This is a genomic window from Rhodococcus sp. NPDC003322 (assembly GCF_053589555.1).
This window is the reverse complement of record NZ_JBSFSC010000006.1, coordinates 496,369-519,407: the sequence shown is the minus strand read 5'-3', so window position 1 is coordinate 519,407 and position 23,039 is coordinate 496,369. Positions and strand designations below refer to the sequence as shown.

The 23,039-nt window shown below is 69.7% G+C and carries 21 protein-coding genes; 5 read left to right on the top strand and 16 right to left on the bottom strand.

The window, feature by feature from the left end; translation table 11 throughout:
• Positions 1-67 precede the first annotated feature (67 nt).
• From ACWDUM_RS24900 to ACWDUM_RS24890, 3 genes are read right to left on the bottom strand one after another with little or no spacing between them, the layout of a single operon-like run.
• The gene (locus ACWDUM_RS24900) at positions 68-808 is read right to left on the bottom strand and encodes an SDR family NAD(P)-dependent oxidoreductase (RefSeq protein ID WP_450136019.1); all 741 of its coding nucleotides are present in this window, start codon (positions 806-808) and stop codon (positions 68-70) included.
• Positions 805-1,812 (bottom strand): phosphotransferase family protein, encoded by a 1,008-nt coding sequence (locus tag ACWDUM_RS24895; RefSeq protein WP_450136044.1) that lies wholly within the window; start codon positions 1,810-1,812, stop codon positions 805-807. Before ACWDUM_RS24895 ends, ACWDUM_RS24900 begins: the two co-directional genes overlap by 4 nt.
• Before the next feature lie 14 nt (positions 1,813-1,826).
• The gene (locus ACWDUM_RS24890) at positions 1,827-3,032 is read right to left on the bottom strand and encodes an acyl-CoA dehydrogenase family protein (protein ID WP_450136018.1); all 1,206 of its coding nucleotides are present in this window, start codon (positions 3,030-3,032) and stop codon (positions 1,827-1,829) included.
• Positions 3,033-3,214: 182 nt separating this feature from the next.
• On the opposite strand from ACWDUM_RS24890, the gene ACWDUM_RS24885 reads away from it, so the two are divergent.
• Entirely contained in the window at positions 3,215-4,096 is an 882-nt protein-coding gene (locus ACWDUM_RS24885; RefSeq protein WP_450136017.1) for a TetR family transcriptional regulator, read from the top strand.
• A gap of 79 nt (positions 4,097-4,175) precedes the next feature.
• Here ACWDUM_RS24885 and ACWDUM_RS24880 read toward each other — a convergent pair whose 3' ends face one another.
• Positions 4,176-5,069: an SDR family oxidoreductase gene (locus tag ACWDUM_RS24880; RefSeq protein WP_450114512.1), complete on the bottom strand. Its 894-nt coding sequence runs from the start codon at positions 5,067-5,069 to the stop codon at positions 4,176-4,178.
• Positions 5,070-5,265: 196 nt separating this feature from the next.
• Between ACWDUM_RS24880 and ACWDUM_RS24875 the strand changes: the two genes are divergently transcribed.
• Positions 5,266-5,550 (top strand): DUF1496 domain-containing protein, encoded by a 285-nt coding sequence (locus tag ACWDUM_RS24875; RefSeq protein ID WP_450136016.1) that lies wholly within the window; start codon positions 5,266-5,268, stop codon positions 5,548-5,550.
• 143 nt (positions 5,551-5,693) lie between these two features.
• Here the strand turns inward: ACWDUM_RS24875 and ACWDUM_RS24870 are convergent, their stop codons facing one another.
• The gene (locus ACWDUM_RS24870; RefSeq protein WP_450136015.1) at positions 5,694-6,164 is read right to left on the bottom strand and encodes a MarR family winged helix-turn-helix transcriptional regulator; all 471 of its coding nucleotides are present in this window, start codon (positions 6,162-6,164) and stop codon (positions 5,694-5,696) included.
• Positions 6,165-6,236: 72 nt separating this feature from the next.
• On the opposite strand from ACWDUM_RS24870, the gene ACWDUM_RS24865 reads away from it, so the two are divergent.
• On the top strand, positions 6,237-7,739 hold the full coding sequence (locus tag ACWDUM_RS24865) for an MFS transporter (protein WP_450136014.1): 1,503 nt from the start codon (positions 6,237-6,239) through the stop codon (positions 7,737-7,739).
• 29 nt (positions 7,740-7,768) lie between these two features.
• On the opposite strand, the gene ACWDUM_RS24860 is transcribed toward ACWDUM_RS24865, so the two are convergent.
• Positions 7,769-8,518, bottom strand: coding sequence for an enoyl-CoA hydratase-related protein (locus ACWDUM_RS24860; RefSeq protein ID WP_450136043.1), 750 nt, complete (start codon positions 8,516-8,518; stop codon positions 7,769-7,771).
• Positions 8,519-8,674: 156 nt separating this feature from the next.
• Between ACWDUM_RS24860 and ACWDUM_RS24855 the strand changes: the two genes are divergently transcribed.
• Entirely contained in the window at positions 8,675-9,727 is a 1,053-nt protein-coding gene (locus ACWDUM_RS24855) for a DUF6777 domain-containing protein (RefSeq protein ID WP_450136013.1), read from the top strand.
• Between the two features lie 4 nt (positions 9,728-9,731).
• Here the strand turns inward: ACWDUM_RS24855 and ACWDUM_RS24850 are convergent, their stop codons facing one another.
• From ACWDUM_RS24850 to ACWDUM_RS24830, 5 genes are all read right to left on the bottom strand, one after another.
• Positions 9,732-10,487, bottom strand: a complete 756-nt coding sequence (locus ACWDUM_RS24850) for a FadR/GntR family transcriptional regulator (RefSeq protein WP_450136012.1) — start codon at positions 10,485-10,487, stop codon at positions 9,732-9,734.
• An 85-nt stretch (positions 10,488-10,572) separates the two neighbouring features.
• Entirely contained in the window at positions 10,573-11,391 is an 819-nt protein-coding gene (locus ACWDUM_RS24845; protein ID WP_450136011.1) for an ABC transporter ATP-binding protein, read from the bottom strand.
• A complete protein-coding gene (locus ACWDUM_RS24840; protein ID WP_450136010.1) occupies positions 11,388-14,129 on the bottom strand; it encodes an ABC transporter permease subunit in 2,742 nt (913 codons plus the stop codon). The genes ACWDUM_RS24845 and ACWDUM_RS24840 overlap by 4 nt, the downstream gene beginning before the upstream one ends.
• A gap of 48 nt (positions 14,130-14,177) precedes the next feature.
• Positions 14,178-15,407, bottom strand: a complete 1,230-nt coding sequence (locus ACWDUM_RS24835; RefSeq protein WP_450114520.1) for an ABC transporter substrate-binding protein — start codon at positions 15,405-15,407, stop codon at positions 14,178-14,180.
• Positions 15,408-15,608: 201 nt separating this feature from the next.
• Positions 15,609-15,740, bottom strand: a complete 132-nt coding sequence (locus tag ACWDUM_RS24830) for a hypothetical protein (protein WP_450136009.1) — start codon at positions 15,738-15,740, stop codon at positions 15,609-15,611.
• Positions 15,741-16,125: 385 nt separating this feature from the next.
• On the opposite strand from ACWDUM_RS24830, the gene ACWDUM_RS24825 reads away from it, so the two are divergent.
• Positions 16,126-16,383, top strand: coding sequence for a hypothetical protein (locus tag ACWDUM_RS24825; protein WP_450136008.1), 258 nt, complete (start codon positions 16,126-16,128; stop codon positions 16,381-16,383).
• A 93-nt stretch (positions 16,384-16,476) separates the two neighbouring features.
• Here the strand turns inward: ACWDUM_RS24825 and ACWDUM_RS24820 are convergent, their stop codons facing one another.
• From ACWDUM_RS24820 to ACWDUM_RS24800, 5 genes are read right to left on the bottom strand one after another with little or no spacing between them, the layout of a single operon-like run.
• Positions 16,477-18,468 (bottom strand): acetoacetate--CoA ligase, encoded by a 1,992-nt coding sequence (locus ACWDUM_RS24820; RefSeq protein ID WP_450136007.1) that lies wholly within the window; start codon positions 18,466-18,468, stop codon positions 16,477-16,479.
• A gap of 2 nt (positions 18,469-18,470) precedes the next feature.
• On the bottom strand, positions 18,471-19,334 hold the full coding sequence (locus ACWDUM_RS24815; RefSeq protein WP_450136006.1) for an HpcH/HpaI aldolase/citrate lyase family protein: 864 nt from the start codon (positions 19,332-19,334) through the stop codon (positions 18,471-18,473).
• Positions 19,309-19,836 (bottom strand): MaoC family dehydratase, encoded by a 528-nt coding sequence (locus ACWDUM_RS24810; RefSeq protein ID WP_450136005.1) that lies wholly within the window; start codon positions 19,834-19,836, stop codon positions 19,309-19,311. The genes ACWDUM_RS24815 and ACWDUM_RS24810 overlap by 26 nt, the downstream gene beginning before the upstream one ends.
• Positions 19,833-20,996 carry an acyl-CoA dehydrogenase family protein gene (locus tag ACWDUM_RS24805; protein ID WP_450114526.1) on the bottom strand — a complete coding sequence of 388 codons (1,164 nt, stop codon included), beginning with the start codon at positions 20,994-20,996 and terminating at the stop codon, positions 19,833-19,835. Before ACWDUM_RS24805 ends, ACWDUM_RS24810 begins: the two co-directional genes overlap by 4 nt.
• Positions 20,993-23,032, bottom strand: a complete 2,040-nt coding sequence (locus tag ACWDUM_RS24800) for an acetyl/propionyl/methylcrotonyl-CoA carboxylase subunit alpha (protein ID WP_450136004.1) — start codon at positions 23,030-23,032, stop codon at positions 20,993-20,995. Before ACWDUM_RS24800 ends, ACWDUM_RS24805 begins: the two co-directional genes overlap by 4 nt.
• Positions 23,033-23,039: the final 7 nt, after the last annotated feature.

The following is a 23,039-nucleotide window of genomic DNA, read 5'->3' as shown; positions in this document are numbered from 1 at the left end:
GCCACATCAGATGGATGTTGTCCAGATATTTGCTATCTGCTCGGCGCGCGACGGCGCACCACAGAACTCAGGCCCGGTGCCCGTCGGTGCCGGCGCGGGTCATCACCACGTTCGGCACCACCGCGCGCGACGACAGCCGCAGCAGGGAATCGACCATCTCCACGACGTCGTCGACCTCGAGCATCTCCTCGGCCGGAATCCGGTCCCGGATCCAGGCACTCATGTCGGTGTCCACATAGGCGGGCGAGATGGCAGTCGCACTGACCCCGTTTCCCGACTCCTCGGAGTTGAGCGTGGCCACCAGCGAGATCAGAGCCGCCTTGGTGGCGCCGTAGACGGCCAGGCCCGATTCGGCGTAGACCCCGGTGATGGAGGACAGCGCGATCACCTTCGCACCACGCCCGGGATCCGCGGCCGCTCCCGCCCGCAGCATCGGCAGGCACTGTTGCAAGAGCAGGAACGGCGCCCGGAGATTGACGTCGAGAGTCTTGTCGAACCGGCGCATCGGGAAGTCCGCGACGGTACCCGCCGTCCCCACGCCGGCGTTGACGATCAGCGCCTTCATCGGACCGAGGTCCTCGGCGTGCCGGGCGGTCAGCCGCTCGATCGCCTCGGGGTCGGCCAGGTCGCCGGCGACAGCGACGACGCGTGGCGCACCCGCTGCCCGAAGCGAGTCCGCGACCTCCGCCAGACGCTGCTCGTCCCGCGCGCTGATGGTGAGCGAATACCCCTGGGCGGCAAGCCGGTTCGCGATACCGAGACCGATCCCCCGGGATGCGCCCGTGACGAGCGCAGTCCGGCCGCTCACGCGGATGCTCCCGCGAGGGCACGCAGGCCGGCCGCCATGAACTCGCCGGTCGCCTCCGCGGCGCGGGCGGCACCGCTGCCGGCGTCCGAACCCTGCAACGCCCGGTGCGTGATGCCCTCCCCGATGATGCCGAGCTTGAAGTTGGCGAGGGCAAGGTAGAAGTTCCAGTCCCCGAGGTCGCGCCCCGATGCGGTCGCGTAGGTCTGCGCGAGGTCGTCCGCCGACGGCAGCCGTGGGCTCGTCCAGGCCGCCCGCGAGCCGAGCACCAGATCGAACACCGGCGCGCGGTACACACACATCAGGGCCGCGTCGGTCAGCGGGTCACCGAGGGTGGACATCTCCCAGTCCACGACGGCCCGGACCGTCGTCGGATCCTCCGCATCGAGGATGGTGTTGTCGATCCGGAAGTCGCCGTGCACGATCGACGCCTCCGAAGCCTGCGGGATCGCGTCGGCGAGCCTGCTGTGCAGCGTCGCGACGTCGGGCAGGTCGCGGGTCTTGACCCGCTCCCACTGCCCGGCCCAGAGCTTGACCTGCCTGGCCACGAACCCGTCGGGTCGGCCGAACTCACCGAGCCCGACGGCCCGATAGTCCACCGAGTGCAGGTCCGCGAGCACCCCCACGAGCGCGTGCGCGGAGTCGCGGACCTCGGCGTCGGTCAGCGCGGCGAGGTCGTCCTGGTCCCGGACCACGCGGCCGTCGACGAACTCGACGACCGTCATCTGGGCACCGAGCACGGTTCCCGCCTCGTCGAACGCGACCGTGCGCGCCACCGGCACCGGCGAGTCCTGCAGTGCGCTGGTCACCCGGAACTCGCGCGCCATGTCGTGCGCCGAGGGCGTCAGGCCGCTGATCGGGGGCCTGCGCACGATCCAGGTGCCGCGGCCGTCGGATGCCGTGAAGGTCAGGTTCGAGCGGCCACCGCTGAGCAGCTCGACGTCGAGGTTCCCTGCGACCTCGACGCCGCTGTCGATCAGAAACCGCCGCAGCGCGGCGACATCCATGCCGGGCAGGCTCATCAGGACTCCTTCAGGGCGCGCTTGGCGGCACCGACGACCCGCTTGGCCAGTGCCCACCGGTGCACCTCGGACGGGCCGTCGTACACGCGGAACGGACGTACCTCTCGGGAGAGTCGGGCAAGCGGAAGATCGCCGGAAACGCCCATGCCACCGCACATCTGGACGCTGCGGTCGACGATCCGGAAGATCGCCTCCGCCGCGTAGGTCTTGGCGATCGCGGTCGCGTCCGACGCCTTGTCACCCTGGTCGAGTTCCCAGCAGGCGCGGGTGAGCAGTGCGCGGGTGGCGGCGATGTCGATCTCGTTGTCCGCGACCATCTGCTGCACCATGCCGAGATCACCGAGTCTGGCGCCGAACGCTTCTCGCTTCGCCACGTACTCGACCGCGATGTCGTGGCCGCGCCGAGCGGCGCCGAGCCAGCGCATCACGTGCGTCATCCGCGCCGGGCCGAGCCGCACCTGCGCGTACTCGAAGCCGCGGTCCACCTCGCCGAGCACAGCGGAGTCGGGGACCAGCACGTCCTCGAAGAACACCTCGCAGTGTCCGCCGAGCATCGACTTGTCGAGGGTGTCGATGTGCCGACCGACCCGGATCCCCGGGGTGTCCGCGGGCGCGAGGAACATCGTGGCGCCACCGCGATCGCCGGGCTCGCCGGCGGTACGGGCGAAGATGATGAAGAAGCCGGCGCCGTCGGCTCCCGTGATGAACCACTTGTGCCCGTTGATTCGCCAGCCGCCGTCGGCCCTGACCGCCCGCGTGGTCAGCGCCGAGGGATCGGAACCCGCGCCGGGCGCGGGCTCGGTCATCGCGAAGGCGGATCGGACGTCACCCTGCGCGAGCGGCGCGAGGTACTGCTCGCGCTGTTCCGGATTGGCGATGTGGGCGAGCATGTGCACGTTGCCCTCGTCCGGCGCGGCGATGTTCAGTGCCGTGGGACCGAACAGCGAGTACCCGGCCTCCTCGAACACCGGCGCCCGATCGGACATGTTCAGGCCGTGGCCGCCGAACTCGACGGGTGCATGCGGGGCGAACACTCCGGCGTCCTTGGCGGCCTTCTGCAGCTGCACCCGCATCTCGTCACCCCCCGCGACCGCGATGTCCCCACCGTGTTCGTCCTCGATGGGCAGCACGTGGTCACGGGTGAAGGCGCGGGTGCGCTCGATCAGCGCCTCCACCTCGGACGAGTGGGTCAGGTCGATCGCCACGATCAGCTCTCCTCAGTCACACGATGCCGAGCGATCGCTCGGGATTCCCCCTCAGGGTGACATACCGACAAATCAGGGGTCAATACTGCTAATGCGCGACTTGCACCGATATTCGTGCGTTCAGCTCTGCTGATACCATTTCCCATGTTCAGTAATTCTGAACATCACTATCAGGGGGCCTCATGAGCGATCACACGACCACCACCGCGGCGGCCATCAGGTCCGTCCGGAACGAACGCGGAATGTCCGTGCGCGAGCTGGCGAGACGCCTCGACGTCAGCCCCGCGACGATCAGCGCCATCGAGAACGGCAGGACCGGCGTGAGCGTCGAGCGGATCCGCGACATCGCCGTCATCCTGGGCACCACCGTGGCGAGACTGGTCGGCGAGCGGACGGACTCCCCCGGCGTCCCCACACCACGTCCGCCTGTGCCCGAGCACCGGACGACAGCACGATCCGAATCCGATTGGCGCGCCTTCCCCCCGCTGCGGATCGATCCGGTGCTCGCCGCAGCCATCGAAGCGTTCGTCGAGACGGGATACCACGGCGCCACCGTGCGAGCCCTCGCGCAGCGCGCCGGAATGAGCGTGCCCGGCGTCTACCACCACTACAGGGACAAACAAGCCCTCCTGGTGCGTGCGCTCGACCTCACCATGGACGAACTGCACTGGCGGGTACGGGCGGCACGCGACGAGGGCGGAACGGCGGTCGAACGGGTCGCCCTGGTCGTGGAGGCCCTCGCGCTCTTCCACACCCACCGCCGGGCACTCGCCTTCATCGGAGCCAGCGAGATGCGCAGCCTCGAGGAGCCCGACCGATCACGGATCACCGACTCCCGCAACCAGATCCAGTACCTGCTCGACGAGCAGATCGATACGGCCGTCCGCGACGGCGCACTGACCACCACCCATCCGCGCGACGCGGGCCGGGCCATCGCGACGATGTGCACCTCGCTGCCGCAGTGGTTCCGCGCCGACGGGCCGTCGACGCCGGAGCAGATCGCCTCCGAGTACGCGGGGTTCGCACTCGGCCTGCTCGGCCGAGCAGACCCCCGGAATCACTGAACGGAGTACCGAAACACCGCACGGGAGTTCAGCGGCGGCTTCGGAGGAGCCCGCCACCGAACTCCCGTTCATTCGGCGGTCAGGAGCGGGGGTTGCCCGCCATGTTCGAGTTCGGCCGAGCCTGCGCGACGAGCGCCGGGATGACCTCGCCGAGTTCCGCCGGATCCCACCGCTCGTTCTTCGAGACACCGGGACCGGCCACCCAGGTCTCGGCGACGCTGATCGAGCCACCGTGCACGTTGAAGACCCGACCGGTGACACCGTCGGACTCGGGCGAACCGAGCCAGACCACGGTCGGGGAGATGTTCCCGGGCGCTGAGGCATCGAACCCGGTGCGCTCCTTCTCCGCCTCGGCGGCCGCAACGAAGCCCTCCAGACCCGCAGTCATCTGGGTGAGCGCGGTCGGGGCGATCGCATTGACCGTGACGCCGAGCCGTGCCAGCTCGTCGGCGAGGATCACCGTGAACGCCGCGATACCGGCCTTCGCCGCGCCGTAGTTCGTCTGACCGAGGTTGCCATACAGGCCCGACGGCGACGAGGTGTTGATGATCCGAGGGTGCGCGACCGGCGTCCCCGCCTTGCTCTGCTCCCGCCAGTACGAGGCGGCGTGCTGCGACGGGGCGAACGTACCGCGCAGGTGCACGCGCATGATGTCGTCCCACTGGTCGACGGTCATGTTGACGAACATCTTGTCGCGCAGGATGCCCGCGTTGTTCACGAGCACGTGCAGCGTGCCGAACTCCTCGATCGCGGTCCGCACCAGCCGGCCTGCGCCCTCGAAGTCGGAGATGTCGTCCTTGTTCGCGACGGCCTCGCCGCCGAGCGCCTTGATCTCCTCGACCACGGCCTCCGCGGGTCCGAGGTCGTTGACGACGACCTTGGCTCCCTGCCTGGCGAATTCGAGCGCATGCTCTCGGCCGATGCCGCCCGCAGCACCGGTCACGATGACCACGCGTCCGTCGTTGATGCCCATCCCTGCCACTCCCCTGCTCGCTCGTTCTGTGACCGAGGTCTCGGCCGGGAGCCACGGTACAAGAGCGCGACCGCGTGAACCGGAGTGCAGGGTGGAGCGGTTCGCCACCCAGGGTGTCTGTCAGCCCTGCCGCCGCGCCCGAATAGTTGGTGACACCCCGACCCCGGGGCAACACATCCACACAAGGAGGACAGACATGATCTCGCGCACCACCAAGACCCTCGCCGCGTCCGCACTCGTCGCCGTCGGCCTGATCGGCGCGTCGGCGGCGACCGCGGCCGCCGACACGGTCTTCGACCCCGACGACTCCACGACCACGGTGTGCGTCTACAACGGCCGGGACTACAGCGTCGGCGCGAGGATCTATTACGAGGACGGCACATATCAGCGCTGCCGGGCGGACGGTACGTGGCTGCGAACCACGTCGCAGAACGATGTGCGTCCCGAACCGGCTCCGATGATGCCGTTGTTCCAGAGCTGAAGACCCGTTGCGGTGTCGACGGCCTGATCCGGAGCCGACGAACCGGGGCGCGACCACGGCCGGCCCGCCGCGCACCGGCGGGCCACCGCCGTGTTCCGGTCCCGGGGTGGTTCGGTCCAGGGGTGGTTCGGTCCAGGGGTGGTTCAGTCTCGGGGCCAGTGCACGCCCTGACGGCGTTCGATCTCCTCGTTCAGTCGCCGCAGCAACGCGACCAGCGTGTGGCGGTCGTCGTCGGTCCAGGTTCCGGTCAGGTCGTCGATACCCGCGACGTTCCGGCCCCGGTCGCGCCGGAGGGCGGCGAGCCCCGTGTCGGTCGGCTGCAGCCTGCGCGCCGTGCCACCGCCCGGGTCGGCGATCTTCTCCGCGAGTCCGGCCCGGATCAGCGCGGCCGTCTGCCTGTTGACGGTGGAGATGTCGAGGCCGAACGAGTCGGCGAGTTCCTTCAGCGTCATCGGATCGCTGATCTCGAGCCGACTGAGCAGCAGGTAGGCCGAGCGATCGAGTTCCTGCGAGACGGTCCGAACCTTGGTCACCAGCGCGGTGTGCCGGGCCAGGAGTGCAATCTCGCGTTCGAGGTCCAGCCCTGCGCTGCGCCCGTTGTCGTCACTGTTCATCGCGGACATTGTGGCATCACGAAGCACCCAAGCCGCAGTGCACCATACACATTGTGTGTATGGTGCACATTCATGTGCCGCGACGCCCGTCCCCGGCCGGAGCAGGAGGCCACGTTGACCGCCGTCGATCATTCCGCCGGACGGAGCACCGGAGCCGCTGCTCTGATGCTGCCGACACTCGCGTTCGCGGGCATCGTGGTCTCGCTGATGCAGACCCTGGTGGTCCCCCTGATCCACGTGCTGCCCGACCTTCTCCACACGTCTCCGTCGACCGCCTCGTGGGCGGTGACCTCGACGCTGCTCGCCGCGGCGGTCGTCACACCCATCGCCGGACGCCTCGGCGACATGGTGGGCAAACGACGAATGATCCTGATCTCCATGGCATTTCTCGTGGCCGGCTCGGTCATCTGTGCGGTCAGCTCGAGCGTGGCACCGGTGATCATCGGCCGTGCCCTGCAGGGCGCGGCCACCGGCACCATCGCGCTCGGCATCAGCATCATGCGTGACGAGCTGCCCCGAGAGAAGATGGCCGCCGCGGTGTCGCTGATGAGCTCGACCATGGGGATCGGCGGCGCAATCGGGCTGCCGCTGGCCGCGTGGACCGCACAGAACTACAGCTGGCACGCCCTGTTCTGGGCCGCGGCGATCCTCGGCGTCGCAGTCGCGGCCGCGGTTGCGGCCTTCGTGCCCGAGTCCCCGATCCGCAAACCGGGCCGCTTCGACTACGTGGGTGCTGCCGGGCTCGCCGCCGGCCTGGTCACGCTGTTGCTGGCCCTGACGAAAGGCGGACAGTGGGGCTGGACCAGCCCGCTCACCCTCGGCCTGATCGCAGCCTCGGCAGTGGTCTTCCTGCTCTGGGGCGCGTTCGAACTCCGTACCGCCGAACCACTGGTCGACCTCCGGGTGTCCTCGTCCCGACCCGTGCTGCTGACGAACGTGGCGTCGGTGCTGGCGGGCTTCGCGATGTACGCGACGGCATTGACGGTGCCCCAACTTCTGCAGTCGCCGCCCGAGACCGGTTACGGGCTGGGGCAGTCGATGGTCGTGGCCGGCCTGTGCATGGCCCCGGGCGGCATCGTGATGATGCTGCTGTCCCCGGTCTCGGCGCGGATCACCGGCAGGCACGGGCCCCGGATCACGCTGATGGTCGGCACGGTCGTGATCGCGGCGGGCTATCTGATCGGCGCCGTGGCGATGAACGCGCTCTGGCAGATCGCGATGGTGAACATCGTGATCACGGCGGGCATCGCCATCGCCTACGCGGCGATGCCCGCCCTGATCATGGGCTCGGTCCCGCTGCACGAAACCGGCGCGGCGAACGGACTCAACTCCCTGATGCGACTGGTCGGCACGTCGTTCGCTGCCGCGGTGATGACGGCCGTGCTCGCCACCATGACGAAGCCGTTCGGATCAGCAGAGGTGCCCACCCACGAGGCCTTCGTGACGACCTTCCTGATCGGAGCCGGAGCCGCCCTGCTCGCCCTGTTGGTGGCCGCCTTCATCCCGCGCTCGTCCACCGCGCCGGAGCCCGTCACCGTCGACGAGACGGACCGGGAACCCACCGCGGCACACTGACCGGTCGGCACTTCACCGGTGCCGGCCCCTCAGCGCCCGGTCCAGCGGGGTTCGCGTCGCTCGAAGAACGCGCCGATGCCCTCGCGCATGTCGGCGGACGAGGTGACGACATCCTTGGCCCGCGACGTGACCTCCCAGCCCAGGGCGTCGTCGTCGGCCGTGAGTTCCCTTACCGCGCGCAGACTTTCGCGCACAGACGTCGGCGAGGAGGCACAGATCTTCGCCGCCGTCGCGAGTGCACCCTCGAGCGCGCCGCCCGTCGCGGTGACCTCGTTGACCACGCCGAGGTCGTAGGCGCGGCGGGCGGTGAGGGTGTTGCCCGTGATGAGCAGTTCGCGGGCGACGTTGACGGGCAGGGCCCGGGGCGCGCGGAACAGCGCGCCGGACGTGGCGACCAGTCCGCGTAGCGACTCCGGCAGCCCGAACACAGCCGACTCGGCGGCCACGATCAGGTCGCAGGCGAGGGCGATCTCGAAGCCACCACCGAGCGCCTGCCCCTCCACAGCCGCGATCAGCGGTGTCTCGCGCTGCCGCCGGATGATGCCGTACTCGCCGCCTCTCGGCGTGAGGTCACCCGAGCCCTCCTTGATGTCGGTGCCGGCGCAGAACACGACGGGCGTCCCGGTGAGCACCCCCACCCACAGGTCGGGGTCGTCGTCGAGCCGGTTGAGTGCGGCGTCGATACCCTGTGCCATCGCTCCGTTGATCGCGTTGCGCTTGTCCTCCCGCTCGAGGTGGATCACCAGCACCCTGTCCCGAATTTCCTGCCGTACCTGCACCACGTGATTCCCTTCCCTGCCAGGAACAACCCTGCCGACGGGTCACCATGGTGACACGGGCGGGTACGACCGCTCCGTCACCGCACCCCCGGCGAGCGCCGACCACCACGCCGCGATCACCGAGCACGGGGCGGGCGACGCGCTTACGATGGCCGGGTGGCCCCCGACAACGGCGGGCGGTCCGCACATCGGGACCGACGCCGCGCCGTCGCAACCACCGGCCCTCCCCACGGGTGGCCGGTCGGCTTGCTCGTGGTCACGTGCGTCGCGCTCGCGACGGTCTCGGCCGGATGCGCCCAGCGTGGACCGGCCACCCACCCGGTCGCCATGCTCGCGACGACGCAGGACGGCGATCAGCCCTGGACGGACCGGCTGCTGCCGCCGCAGACCCCGACCGTCGTTCCGCCCGGCCCGCCGGGCAGCGACCTGTCGGTCGAGGCGACACCGGTGGTCAACGGTGACCGTGGCGGCCTGTACGGCGGCAGCCCCAACCGTCCGCTGTGCGACAGCGCTCGCCTCGTCGACGAACTCGAACGTGATCCGACGAAACTGACCGCGTGGGCGAAGGTTCAGGGCGTGTCCGACGTCCGCGGCTTCGTGAGCACGCTGACCCCGGTGCTGCTCCGCGCGGACACCCGGGTCACGAACTACGGCTACGACGAGGGCCGCGCGGTCCCGCGGGAGTCGGTGCTCGAGTCGGGGACGATCGTCCTGATCGACGAGCACGGCGCGCCGAAGGTGCGGTGCGCACACGGTGCGCCGTTGGACACCCCGACGACGACCGTCGACCCCGATCCCCGTGCGGTGCCCTGGCCCGGATTCGACGCCGGTCGTGTCCTGACGATTCGGCCGGCCCTCGATGCGATGGGCGCCGTGTCGGTGGTGGACCTGGCAACCGGCACCCTGACCGCGGTTCCGGTCGGGTCGGGCCCGGCCGAGCCGGCGCCGACCACGACGAGAGTGACCACCCCGGCACCGGCTCCGGTGGTGTCCGCGCCGGCGGATCAGGCTCCGCGCCGCGCTCTGGCGGAGGCACCTGCGCCGCCGCCCGCACCGGAACCACCGCCCCCACCACCCGCACCGGAACCACCGCCCGCACCGGAGCCTGCCCCCGTGGTGGTCCCGCAGCCCCCACCCGTGGCACCGCCGCCGGAGATCCGGGTGGAGGTGCCCGGCTTGCCGCCGCTGGTGATCCCGATCCCGAGGTGACGGGTCAGGACAGCACCTCGACGAGGGTGGTCTCGGAGTTGTCGATCATGTACCGCTCGATCGCGTCGAGGTGTTTCCCCCAGAACTCCTGCGCCGCAAGGGAGTCGCCGTCCCGCATCAGTCCGAGCAGCCGCAGGTAGGACCGGTGCGCGGCGCGCGAGGCCGGCCGCTCGTTCTCCCCGCCGTGCGCGGCGATGAAGAGAGCGTGGTGCGCGTCGATGATGTGGACGATCATTCCCGCGAGCACCGCGACCGTCTGGTTGCCCGCCAGGTCGATGAGGGCCTGATGGACGTCCACGTCGTGCCGGGCGAACGCCTCCGCGTCGTCCAGGAGATCCGCGCCCGCCTCGAGCAGGGCTTCGAAGGTGTCCAGTTCGTCGCCGTGGGTACCGTCCGCGAGTTGCCCGACCGCCGCCACCTCGAACGAGGCCCGGGCCCGGTACACGTCGACGAGGGGGACGCCCTGGTACTGCAGGAGCAACCCGGTGTACCGCGCGGCCGCCGACGAATCGGGCGCGAGCACCCGCGCGCCGCCGTGCGCGCCGCGCAGCACGGTGATGATCGATTCGGATTCGAGGATGCGGAATGCCTCCCGCAGCGTCGGCCGGGACACCCCGAACTGCTCCATCAACGCCGCCTCGTTCGGCAGTGGGTCGCCGACCTTCAGTTCGCCGGTGATGATTCGCCGGCGGAGGCTGGCCGCGACCAGCTCACCCGCCTTCGGCACCCGGACGACAGGTGACTTCGCTCCCACTCCCACGACACCCCTCACTGATCCGCGGTCCGCACCCTCGCAGCAAAAAACGACGCCACAACCGTACAAGGGACCGACCGAGCGACCGTGATCAGCTCACCGGGGGTGTCTCGGCGACGGCCGGGGGTGTCTCGGCAACGGCCGGGGGTGTCTCGGCGACCGCCGGGGCTGTCTCCGCGACCTCGTCGACGGCCGAGGCGGACAGGTAGGCCCGCTGGACGGCGTCGAGGTCCGCGGCGATCTCCGCTGCGGTCCCCTCCACGATCACCCGGCCGCGCCGCATCACGTACACCCGGTCCGCGACGCGCAGCACCTGCTGCACGTGCTGCTCGACGAGGAGGACGCCGACCCCACGCTCGTCCGCGGCCGCCCGCACCACTGCGAGCAGCCGCGCGACGATCTGCGGTGCGAGCCCCAGGGACAGTTCGTCCGCCAACAGCAGCCGCGGGTTCCGGGCGAGCGCCCGCGCGAGGGTGAGCATCTGCTGTTCGCCACCCGAGAGCAGTCCGGCGGGCCGGCCGAGCAATGCCCGGAGTTCCGGAAAGATCGCGCAGGCGGCGTCGGCTCCGACCCCTGCCAGTTTGAGGTTCTCGGCCGCGGTCAGGCCCATGATCACGGACCGTTCCTCGGTGACGTAGCTCAAGCCGCGCCGAGCGCGGGTGGCCAGCGAGGCGCGGGCGTCGGATCCGAGCACGGTGACCTGTCCGCCGAGCGGTGCCAGCTCACCGGCGACGGTGAGCATCGTGGTGGACTTGCCCGCGCCGTTGGCACCGATCAGCGCGACGACCTCACCGGACCGGACCCGGATGTTCAGATCGCGGCACACCGTCGCGCCGCCGTACCCCGCAGCCAGTCCGGCGCAGTCGAGCACCATCTCCCCGGCGGACTGTTCGCGCTTCGTGGTGGTCATGACACGGCACCCGTCATTTCGTCGTCGGTTCCCAGATAGGCGGTGCGGACGCGGTCGTCGGACGCGATCTCCTCCGGCGTTCCCTCGGCGATCACCCGGCCCGCTTCCAACACGACGATCCGGTCGCAGGTGGACATCACCATTCCCATGTCGTGTTCGACGAGCAAGACCCCGGCGCCCCGTTCGTCGGCGAGGCGTCGGATGCAGTGTGCCAGTTCACGACTCTCGGCCTCGTCGAGACCGGCGGCGGGTTCGTCGAGCAGGATCACCGACGGCCCGGACGCCACCGCGCGGGCGATGCCGACGAGCCGGCGTCGCCCGTAGGGTAACTGGTCCGGCATGGCGGACAGGTCTGCTTCGAGCTCGAAGTCCCGGACCGCGGTGGACGCGGTCGGCGACAGCGGCCCGCGCACCGGCCAGAACAGGTCGGTGAGCCAACTGCCACGGGTCGCCTCGTCGGCACCCGCGTGAATGTTGTCGCACACGCTGATGTCCTCGAACAGTTCCAGCGACTGGAAGGACCTGCGCAGCCCGGCCCGGGATCGGCGTGCGGTGGACCAACCGGTGATGTCGTGGTCACCGAGATCGACCCGGCCCGCGCTGGGAGTGACGAATCCGGTGATCGCGTCGATCACCGTGGTCTTCCCGGCACCGTTGGGTCCGATCAGTCCGACGATCTGGCCGGGCAGCACGGTCAGGTCCACCGAGTCGACGGCGGTCACGCCTCCGAACCGCACCCCGAGCCCGCGCACTGCGAGCGGGGTGGCCGGCACCGTCGCATCGTCGGCTCCCGACGAGAGTTGTTGCGACGTGGAAGCTCTCGACCTGCCCGGCAGGGCGGTCCGCGCCGGTAGCCGGCGGAGGGCCGCCCTCACCCGGGCCAGCATGTCGGCGATGCCGTTCTGGTTGGTGAGCAGAATGACGATCAGGACGATGCCGCCGATCAGGCTGGCGACGGCGCCGCTGCTGGAGCCGTCGGACAGGGCGCGGCTGACGAGGGCACCCGGAGCGAGCAGGGCGCCGACGACGGCGCCGATCACGTAGCCGAGACCACCGGTGACCGACTGCACCACCGCGTTGATCGACGCGAAGGCATTGAACTCGACGTAGGTGACGGCGGAGTTGCGAAGTCCCAACAGGATTCCGGCGACCGCGGCGATTCCGGCAGCGACGGCGAACGCGTAGATCTTGACCGTGAAGACGCTGATACCGAGTGAGGCCGCGGCGCGTTCGTTGGTGCGGACCGCGATCAGGCGGCGGCCGGTCCGCGACCGCCGGAGGTTCGCGACCATGATTCCGGCGAGAGCGAGGACCGCGAGACACACCAGCGCCCAGCGCTCCGGATACTTCGAGGCGGTCACGTCGAGGCCGAACAGTGTCAGCTTCGGAATCCGCACCGAGTTGTCGAGCTTGTCACCGGTCAGTGCCGGGTTGCCGAAGATCATCTCCTGCACGGTGAATCCGAGGCCGAGGGTCACGACCGCGAGGTTGACACCACGGGTGCGCAGCGCCGGTAGTGCGAACAGCACACCGACGGCGATGACCGCCGCGACGGACACGATCGCGGCCGGGATCAGTGACCAACCGGCCTGGCCGACGAGACGCGCGGCGATCAACGCGCCGAGCCCGCCGACGGTGTACTGGGCCAGCGACAGCTGTCCCGCGTAGCCGGTGAGCACGACGATGGACAACAGGAACACCGCAGCGGCGAGGGTCAGGGTGAGCGCGCGGAGCCAGTCGTCGCTCATCGCGATCGCCACGATCGCGATCACGAGGGCGACGACGAGCCCCGGCCAGCTGACAGCGCCGGAGCCGAGGCGTGGGAGCCGTTCGGAGACGTGGCTGCGCAGCGGCAGGCCCTTACCCCGCACGACCAGCACCACGAGGATGACGAGGAACGGCACGGCCCGGTTGACGCCGGTGAGGGTCTCCATGTGCAGGAACTCGCGGATCGAGTCCTGGTACAGGGTGACGAGACTCTCGCCGACGCCGAGCACCAGGCCGCCGAGCAGGGTCAGCGGGAACGACTTGAAGCCACCGAGCAGTGCCGCGGCGAGCGCGGACACCGTGACGATGACGACGAACGCTGTGGGCGTCAGACCGGTGAGCGGGGCGACGAGGATGCCGGCGATGCCGGCGAGTGCGCCGCCGACCGTCCACGTCAGCGCGGCCAGCCGCTGCGGTGACCACCCGAGCGCGGCCGCGGCCCGCTCGTTCTCGGCGGCGGCGGTGATCGCGAGTCCGACCCGCGTGAACCGGGTCGCGGCCCACAGCACGACCGTCATTCCGATCGCGATCGCGAGCAGGATCAGCCGATCCTGCTGCACGACCACATCGCCCCAGTGATAGGCGTCGTTGGGCAGGAACGACCGAACCCGAATCGATTTCAGGCCGTAGAACTGCTGCACCGCCGACTGCAGGATCACCAGCAGACCCAGCGTGGCAGCCAACCGCACGATGGGGGCGGCGTTCGCGAGCCACCTGAGCACGGTCAGCTGAAACACCAGTCCGATCAGACCCGCGACCACGACTCCCGCGGAGAACGCGAGCCAAAGCGGCCAGTCATGTTCTCGCTGAAGGGTTTCCAGACACAGGTAGGCCGCAACCATCGCGATCGCACCCTGCGCGAAATTCACCACCCCGGATCCGCGGTAGACCAGCACCACGCCCTGCGCGAGCAGGGCGTAGGCCGATCCGGCCCCGAGCCCGAGGATGGCGAACTGCACGAACTCCGTCATTGCCGCTCCCCGATCGATAGTCCGGTGCTACTGCGTACGACGTCCGCGCTACTTCGTGCGCAGGTCGTACTGGTTGGGATCGGTGACGACGACGTCCCCGTCGAAGGACTGCTTGTACATCATCGAGTTCGACACCCGCTGGAAGATCCCGAAGAACGGCTCGGTGTCGTTCGGCGTCCAGGCCGGGACGAGTCCGGCCATGTCGAGGTCCTTGGCGTTCATGAAGCCCTGCGACACGGTGTTCGCGGAGATGTTGTCGAGCCCCTTCGCCACCTCACCGAATGCGCGCACCGAGAGCCAGGAGAAGATCTCCGTGCCGTTCATCTCCGAACGCTCGAGGTCACTGTCGCCGGACTTCTCCATGTCGGCCAGGAACTCCTCGAGGCCGGGGAAGTCCTCGGTGCTCGACGACGGCGCAGGCACCGGGCTGGTGTAGACGGAGCTGGTGGCGAAGCTGCCGAGGTGCTGCAGGTCGGTCTGGGTGAATCCGGTGGCGGCCAGCGCGAAGCTGAGCTTCGAGCCGAGCTGGTTGAACGCCTCCGCGATCTGGTTCGACTCGGTCGCGGTCAAGGCCATGATGACGCCCTGCGCGTCGTTGCGCTCGGCGGCGGCGACGAACTGGGTGTAGTCGGTGGCGCCGGCGCCGACCGCGACCTCGTTGACGATCTCGGCGCCCCGCGACTTCACGTACGGACCGAGGAACTGGTTGAGCATCGCGGCAACCGGCAGGTCGGGGCGCATCACCGTCAGCTTCGTCTTGCCGTTGGCGACCAGGGTGTCGACGGTGCCGAACAGCGTGAGCAGCGAACCCGCGAACGGGGTGTACACGTTGAGGGCCGCGAACTCCGCGTAGTTCATCGGGTTGATGCCGATTCGCGGGATCCCCGCGCTAGCGAGCTTCTCCGAGGTCGCCTCCGGGGAGGCCGGCGTGAAGTCGGCGAGCGTGGCGACGACGCCCTCGGAGATCATCTTGTCGGCGCAGTCGAGTTCCTTGTTGGGGTCGCCGAGCGAATCACACTGGATCAGTTCGAGCGGACGGCCGTTGACGCCACCCCGCTCGTTGAACACCTCGACCGACGCGGTCAGGCCCTTGGCCTGGCTGGCCAGCGAGATGCCCGGCGCCTCGACGGGAATGATCTGGCCGACCTTGATCGGCTCACCGGTGGCGGCGGAGGCGCCGGACTCGGCGTCGCTGCTGCCACATCCGCTGAGCACCAGGCCGGCGGCGACGAGCGAGGCCACGGCAGGAACCAGGCGCTTCGAAACAGTGCGTGTCAAGACGGACCATCCTTAGGACGACGGACGTGGGCGCCCACCTGGCCTCGATCACCCCGGGGCAGGTGACTCACTCCCCGTGGGCCCCGGGAACCCCGGCACTACGCCCAGCAATTCGCAGCATCGTATGAAGCCCCGACCGGCCGCGGAGGCGAATCGGCGAAATCCGTGTTTCCGTGCCACGAAATTGCCACCCGTGCGGCATCACGGCCGCGGGGTCGACTCCACCGCCGACGACTCAACCGCTCGCTGCATGTCCACGAGGAATTTGCCGACGGTGTCCAGCTCCGCCTCGGTGTACGCGTCGATGGCGGCGGTGGCGTTCGCGATGCCCACGCCATCGATCTCCGATTTCGCCGCCACCGAGGGGGGCTGCCTTCTACCGTGCGTACGACCGCGTCCTCGACAAGTGGCCGGTCGACGTCACCACCCGCGACCTGGAATCGGAGCACGGCACCACCCGGGTCAATTCGTGCGGACCGCCCGACGCCCCACCGGTGCTCCTGCTGCCCGGCGGCGGGGCAACCGCCACGGTGTGGTTCGCGAACGCTTCGCAGGCATGCGCGCCCGGTACCTACTTCACGCACTGCCGATTCTCTTGTTCCCCAACGAGAAACGCGAACGTGATTTCATCCGGTGGGAGACGGAGGGGCGAACCCTGGACGAGGACTGGATCGACCTCCTCGCTCGAGGTGCCGCGCACTTTCCGAGGACGAGAACGGTGGTCCCCAGGCGACCGAAACCCGACGCGCTGGCCCGTTTGAAGGCCGACGCGACCGTGATCCTCGCAGCGGGGAGCAAGGTGCACGACAGTCGTGGGATCGCGGCAACGCTCTCGACGTCGATGCCGGACGTGCGCGTGGCCGTGATCGAGGGGGCCACCCACCACACGCTGCCGCTGACACCAGCAGACGCCGTCAACGACTCGCTGCTGGCAGCACTCGACGGAACCGGCCGCGCCGACCGGACCTCACGCTGACGCCGATGGGCCCCGCACGCGGTTCGATCGGCGAGCGCCCCGCGCCCGAGGCGACTCCGAGCCCCGGCAACCCGCTCGTGGCACCCTTCCCGGTCAGCGCTTCTGCGCGGTGTACCAGTCGATCAGGTCCGGGGCGTCGACGGCGTTGCGGTCGACGATCCGGTCCGCGTCGGCGCCCTGCAGCAGCCGCTTGATCGGCACCTCGAGCTTCTTTCCGGTGCGGGTGTGCGGCACACCGGGTGCCACGATGATGTCGTCGGGGACGTGCCGCGGCGACACCTGCTCCCGGAGGGCGGACCTGATCCGCTCCTCGAGGGCGTCGTCGAGGTCCACTCCGTCCGCAAGCACGACGAACAGCGGCATCCAGTATCCGCCGTCGGCCTGCTCCACGCCGAGCACCAGAGCCTCCGCAACCTCGGGCAGCTCCTCGATCACCTGATAGATGTCTGCACTGCCCATCCGAATACCGTTGCGGTTCAATGTCGAGTCGGATCGTCCATGGACGACGACGCTGCCGTGGTCGGTGATCGTGACCCAGTCACCGTGCCGCCACACGCCGGGATACACCGCGAAGTACGAGTCCCGGTAACGCCTCCCCTCCGGGTCGTTCCAGAAGAACACCGGCATCGACGGCATCGGGCGGGTCACCACCAACTCCCCCACCTCGCCGCGCACGGACCGCCCGTCGGAATCGAACGCGTCCAGCGCGACTCCCAGATACGGCACCGACAGCTCTCCGGGCCACACCGGGACCGTCCGCGCCCCGCCGGCGAACGCCGTCACCACATCGGTGCCGCCGCTGATCGAGAACACCGGAACCTGCGAACCGACGTTCTCGGACAGCCACAGCGACGAGGAGGGCGGCAGCGAGGAGCCGGTGATCCCGACGGCCCGCAACGCGCCCAGATCGTGATTCTCGCGCGGCACCACACCGGCCTTCGCGCAGGCGAGCACGTACCCGGGGCTGGTGCCAAGCATCGTGGCCCGATGCCGGGACGTCAGCTCCCACAACGCGTCCGGCGCCGGGTACGACGGGCTGCCGTCGTAGCAGACGATCGTCGCGCCGACGAGCAGCGCGCCGACCTGGTAGTTCCACATCATCCAGCTCGGGCTGGTGTACCAGAACAGGGTGTCGGCAGGTCCGATGTCATTCTGCAGGGCAAGGGCTTTCAGGTGCTCGAGCATCACACCACCGTGCCCGTGCACGATGCCCTTCGGCAGACCGGTGGTGCCGCTGGAGAACACCACCCACAACGGATGGTCGAACGGGACGTCCACCGGGTCGAGGGGCGCATCACCGGCGGACGCCTCCGCCCAGCACATCACCGTGCCCGGCTCCGCGAGGCCGGTCGAGGGTTCCTCGGCGGGCACGTCGGGCAGATCGCCGAGATGTTCCACCCGCACCGTAAGGCGCAGGTTCGGCAACCCGGCCCGCAACCGCGCGACCTCGGCGTCCCGCCGATGGACCTTGCCCCCGAAGCGATACCCGTCGGCGGCGATCAGGACGGTCGGGTCGAGCTGACCGAGCCGGTTCAGTGCGGCGGGCGCGGAGTAGTCCTGCCCGCACGCCGCCCAGATCGCGCCGAGGCTCGCGGTCGCGAGGAACGCGATCACCGCCTCCGGAATGTTCGGCAGGTAGCCCACCACCCGGTCACCGGATCCGACTCCGTGCGCTTTCAACGTCGCGGCCAGCGCGCCGACCTGCCTGCGCAACTCCGCCCAGGACATCTCGACGTCGCCGGTGCCCTCACCGGAGTACCGGATCGCGGGACGGCGCCGGGTCTCGTGCCGCAGCGCCTGACGGACGTAGTTCGAGCGGACATCGGGGAACCAACGGGCGCCCGGCATCGACTCGTCCACCAGTGCCGCGCCGACGGGGGTCGACGACTGAACCTCGAAGTACTCCCACACCGCGAGCCAGAAGTCGTCCAGGTCGTCGACCGACCACTGCCACAGTGCCCGATAGTCGGGCAGGCTCACGCCGCAGCGGCCCTCCGCCCAGGACGCGAAATCGGTGATCCGCGCCCCCTCGACATCCTCGTCGGACGGAACCCACTGCGGCCCCTTCGACTGTGGCCCCGCCATCGTCAATCGACCTCCTGATCACCTGCCCTGCGCACGATCTGCTCCGCGTGCCGGAACACCGGGGCATCCACCATCTTGCCCTCGAAGGTGAACACTCCGCGCTCCTCGCCCGCAGCGGCGAGCAACCGCCGGGCCCAGTCGACGTCCTCGGCGGACGGCGCGTACGCCTCGCGCACGACCGTGACCTGGCTCGGGTGGATCGAGACCTTCGCATCGAAGCCGACCGCGACCGCGTCGTCCGCCTCCTCCCGCAGACCCGCCAGGTCCTTGATGTCGAGGTACACCGAGTCCAACGCGAGCCGCCCGTGCGCCTTCGCGGCGAGCAGCGATGCCGACCGCACGTGCCGGGCCACGTCCCGGTAGGTGCCGTCGGCACGGCGACTTCCGGTGCCGCCGAGCGAGGCGACGAGATCCTCGGCGCCCCACATCACCCCGACCGCGTTGGCGACCTGCGCGGACTCCGCGACGGTCAGCGCGCCGAGCGGCGACTCGATCAGTGCGATCACCTCCCGCGGCGCCAGGGAGCGCACCTGTTCGGCGGACTCGCACTTGGGCAACATCACCCGCGGATAGCCGGTTTCGAGCAACGCCTCCAGGTCGAGCCGCTGGTCCTCGGTGCCGTGCGCGTTGATGCGAACCACGGTGCGCTGCGGGTCGAGCGGGGTGTCGATCAGTGCGCGGCGGGCCGCCGGACGGTCCGCGGCCGCGACTCCGTCCTCGAGGTCGAGGATCACGACGTCCGCGGTGGCCGCGGCCTTGGCGAATCGTTCCGGCCGGTCCGCCGGGCAGAACAGCCACGAGGGGCCTGGAGGAGTCCAGGTTGCATCCGTCCCGGCCACGTCACTCACCGTCCGTTCGGGAATCATCGATTGGACGCTTCCGCACCATCGTCTTGCGGACGGCGGTCGCGACCACGTCACCGTGCTGGTTGCGCGCGGTGTGCGCGAAGGTGACGATGCCCTCGCCGGGCCGGCTCTTCGACTCCCGCTTCTCGACGATGACAGTCTCCGCGTACATCGTGTCGCCGTGGAACAGCGGCTTCGGGAACGCGATCTCGGAGAATCCGAGGTTTCCGACGATCGTGCCCTGCGTCAGCTGTGCCACCGACAGCCCGACCAGGGTGGACAGCGTGAACATCGAATTCACCAGCCGGGCGTTGAAGGGCGGCAACGCATCCGAGAACGCTGCGTCCAGGTGCAGCGCCTGCGTGTTCATCGTCAGCGTCGTGAACAGGACGTTGTCGGTCTCGGTGACCGTGCGACCGGGACGGTGCTCGTAGACGACACCGGTCTCGAACTCCTCGAACCACAGGCCGCGCTGCACGACCCTGCGCGGCTCGACCCCGGCACTCACTGAATCCTCGCTCACAGACCCGCCTCCCGCGCGATCAGCATCAACTGCACCTCGGTCGTGCCCTCACCGATCTCGAGGATCTTCGAGTCCCGGTAGTGCCGTGCGACGGCGTACTCGTTCATGAAGCCGTAGCCACCGAAGATCTGCGTGGCGTCACGGGCATTGTCCATCGCCGCCTCGCTGGCGACCAGCTTGGCGATCGACGCCTGCTTCTTGAACGGCTTGCCCGCCAGCATGAGCGCGGCGGCGTCGTAGTAGGCGGTGCGGGCGGTGTGTGCCCGCGCCTCCATCCGCGCGATCTTGAACGCGATCGCCTGGTTGGACCCGATCGTGCGCCCGAACGCCTCGCGTTCCTTGGCGTACTTGACCGACTCGTCGACGCAGCCCTGCGCGGCACCGACGGACAGCGCCGCGATCGCGATCCGACCCTCGTCCAGGATCCGCAGGAAGTTCGCGTACCCGCGGCCCCGCTCGCCGAGCAGGTTCTCCCGCGGCACCCGCACGTCCTGGAAGGTCAGCGGATGGGTGTCGGAGGCGTTCCAGCCGACCTTGTTGTACGCGGGCTCCGCGGTGAACCCGGGGGTCGAGGCAGGCACCAGGATCGTGGAGATCTCCTTCTTCCCGTTCGCCGCGGTCCCGGTGACCGCGGTGACGGTGACCAGCTTGGTGATGTCGGTGCCGGAGTTCGTGATGAACTGCTTGTTGCCGTTGATCACCCAGTCCTCGCCGTCCTCACGGGCGGTGGTCCGGGTGCCGCCGGCGTCACTGCCGGCTCCCGGCTCGGTCAGGCCGAAGGCGGCGAGGGACTTTCCGCTCGTCAGCTGCGGCAGCCACTCCTGCTTCTGGGCGTCGTTGCCGAACCGGTACACCGGCATTGCGCCGAGGGAGACACCGGCCTCGAGGGTGATGGCCACGGACTGGTCGACCTTGCCGAGCTCCTCGAGCGCGAGGCACAGGGCGAAGTAGTCGCCGCCCTGACCGCCGTACTCCTCGGGGAACGGCAGGCCGAACAGGCCGAGGTCGGCCATCCCGTCGATCACCTCGTACGGGAAGGTGTGGTTGGCGTCGTGCTCGGCAGCGACCGGTGCGACCACCGTCTGCGCGAAGTCTCGGACGGTCTTGGCCAGCTGCTCGTACTCGTCGGGCAGCGACCCGGTGGAAAGGTAGTCGGTCATGCCTGGTCACCCTTTTCGGTCTTGTCGTCAGTGCTGTCGGGAATCACGCGTGCGAGCAGTTGGTCGACCTTGACCTGGTCACCGGCGGCGACGAAGACCTCGACGGTGCCGTCGATCGGGGCGGTCAGCGCGTGCTCCATCTTCATCGCCTCCACCACCACGATCGTGGTGCCCGCGGTGACCGTGGCACCGGACTCGACGCCGACGGCGATCACCGCGCCCGGCATCGGGCTGGTCAGCTCCGCCTCGCCGGCGTGCGCGTCGCCGGTCCGGACGTTGACCTCCGCGACCTCCCGGACCAGCGCGATGCCCGACGGGGACGCCAGCCACAGGTGCCCGTCCTGTTCGGCGACCCGGTAGGTCTCGCTGCGCCCTTCCAACACGACCCGCAGCCGGTCGCCGTCCAACGAGGCTGCCAGGGAGCGGGATTCGCCGTCCTCCAGCTGGGCAGTCGCGGCGCCGGGGCGTCCGGTGATGCGGACGTGTTCGGCGCGGGTCGCGGTCGCGAGCCGGATGCCGGTCGGCGCCGGACCACCGACCCGCCAGCCGGTCGGGATGTCCCACGGGTCCGCCGAACCGGACGGCCAGCGGGCCAGCCACCGGTACACCCCGGCGGCGACGATCTGGTCGTCGCTCGGCTCGGCGGCGACGAAGTGCTCGAGCCTGCGGTCCAGCAGCCCGGTGTCCAGGTTGCCCGCCACCACGTCCGGGTCGGCGAGCAGGAACCGCGCGAAGTCGATGTTGGTGACCACACCGAGCACCGCCGTCTCGGCGAGCGCCCGGTCCAGGCCACGCAGGGCCGCCGCGCGGTCGGCGGCGTGCACGATCACCTTCGACAGCATCGGGTCGTAGTCACTGCCGACGACGGTGCCGACCCGCAACCCCGAATCCACCCGCACCCCAGGACCACTCGCCTCGGCGAGGTCCACGACGGTGCCACCGGTCGGCAGGAAGCCGCGCGCCGGATCCTCCGCGTAGACCCGGGCCTCGATCGCATGACCGGTGAGGGTGATGTCGTCCTGACTCAGGGCCAGCTTCTCCCCCGCCGCCACCCGCACCTGCCACTCGACCAGGTCCAGGCCCGTCACCATCTCGGTGACCGGGTGCTCGACCTGCAGCCGGGTGTTCATCTCCATGAAGAAGAACTCGTCGGGCCGATCCGCGGAGACGATGAACTCCACCGTCCCGGCGCCCGCGTAGTCCACGCTGCGGGCGGTGTTGCAGGCCGCCTCACCGATCCGCGCGCGGGTCGCCTCGTCCAGCAGCGGCGACGGCGCCTCCTCGATCACCTTCTGGTGCCGACGCTGCAGGCTGCACTCACGCTCCCCCAGATGGATCACGTTGCCGTGCGTGTCGGCGAGGATCTGCACCTCGATGTGCCGGGGCCGCAACACGAACCGCTCGATGAACAGAGTGTCGTCACCGAACGCCGACGCCGCCTCCCGACGGGCACTCGCCAACGCCGCAGGCAGCGCCGCCGGATCCTCGACCATCCGCATACCCTTGCCGCCGCCGCCCGCGGACGGCTTGACCAGCACCGGGTAACCGACCTCGTCGGCGGCGGCGATCAGTTCGGCGTCGGTCAGGCCCGGCTTCGCGATGCCCGGCACCACCGGCACGTCGAACGCGGCGACCGCGTTCTTCGCGGTGATCTTGTCGCCCATCACCTCGATGGCGCGCGCCGACGGGCCCAGGAACGCGATCCCCGCCGCCTCCAACGCGGCCGCGAAGGCCGCGTTCTCGGAAAGGAACCCGTACCCGGGATGCACGGCCTGCGCACCCGTGCGGCGGGCGGCCTCGACCACCCTGTCGATGTCGAGATAGCTCTCCCGCGCCGCGGCGGGGCCGAGACGCACCGCGGTGTCCGCCTCGTGGACGTGCCGGGCGTCCACGTCCGCGTCGCTGTAGACGGCGACGGACCGGATCCCCATCGCGCGCAGGGTGCGGATCACGCGGACTGCGATCTCACCCCGGTTCGCGACCAGCACGGTCCCGAACAATCCGGTGGTGTCGGAAGGTGTTGAGGTAGTCATCATCTCGCTC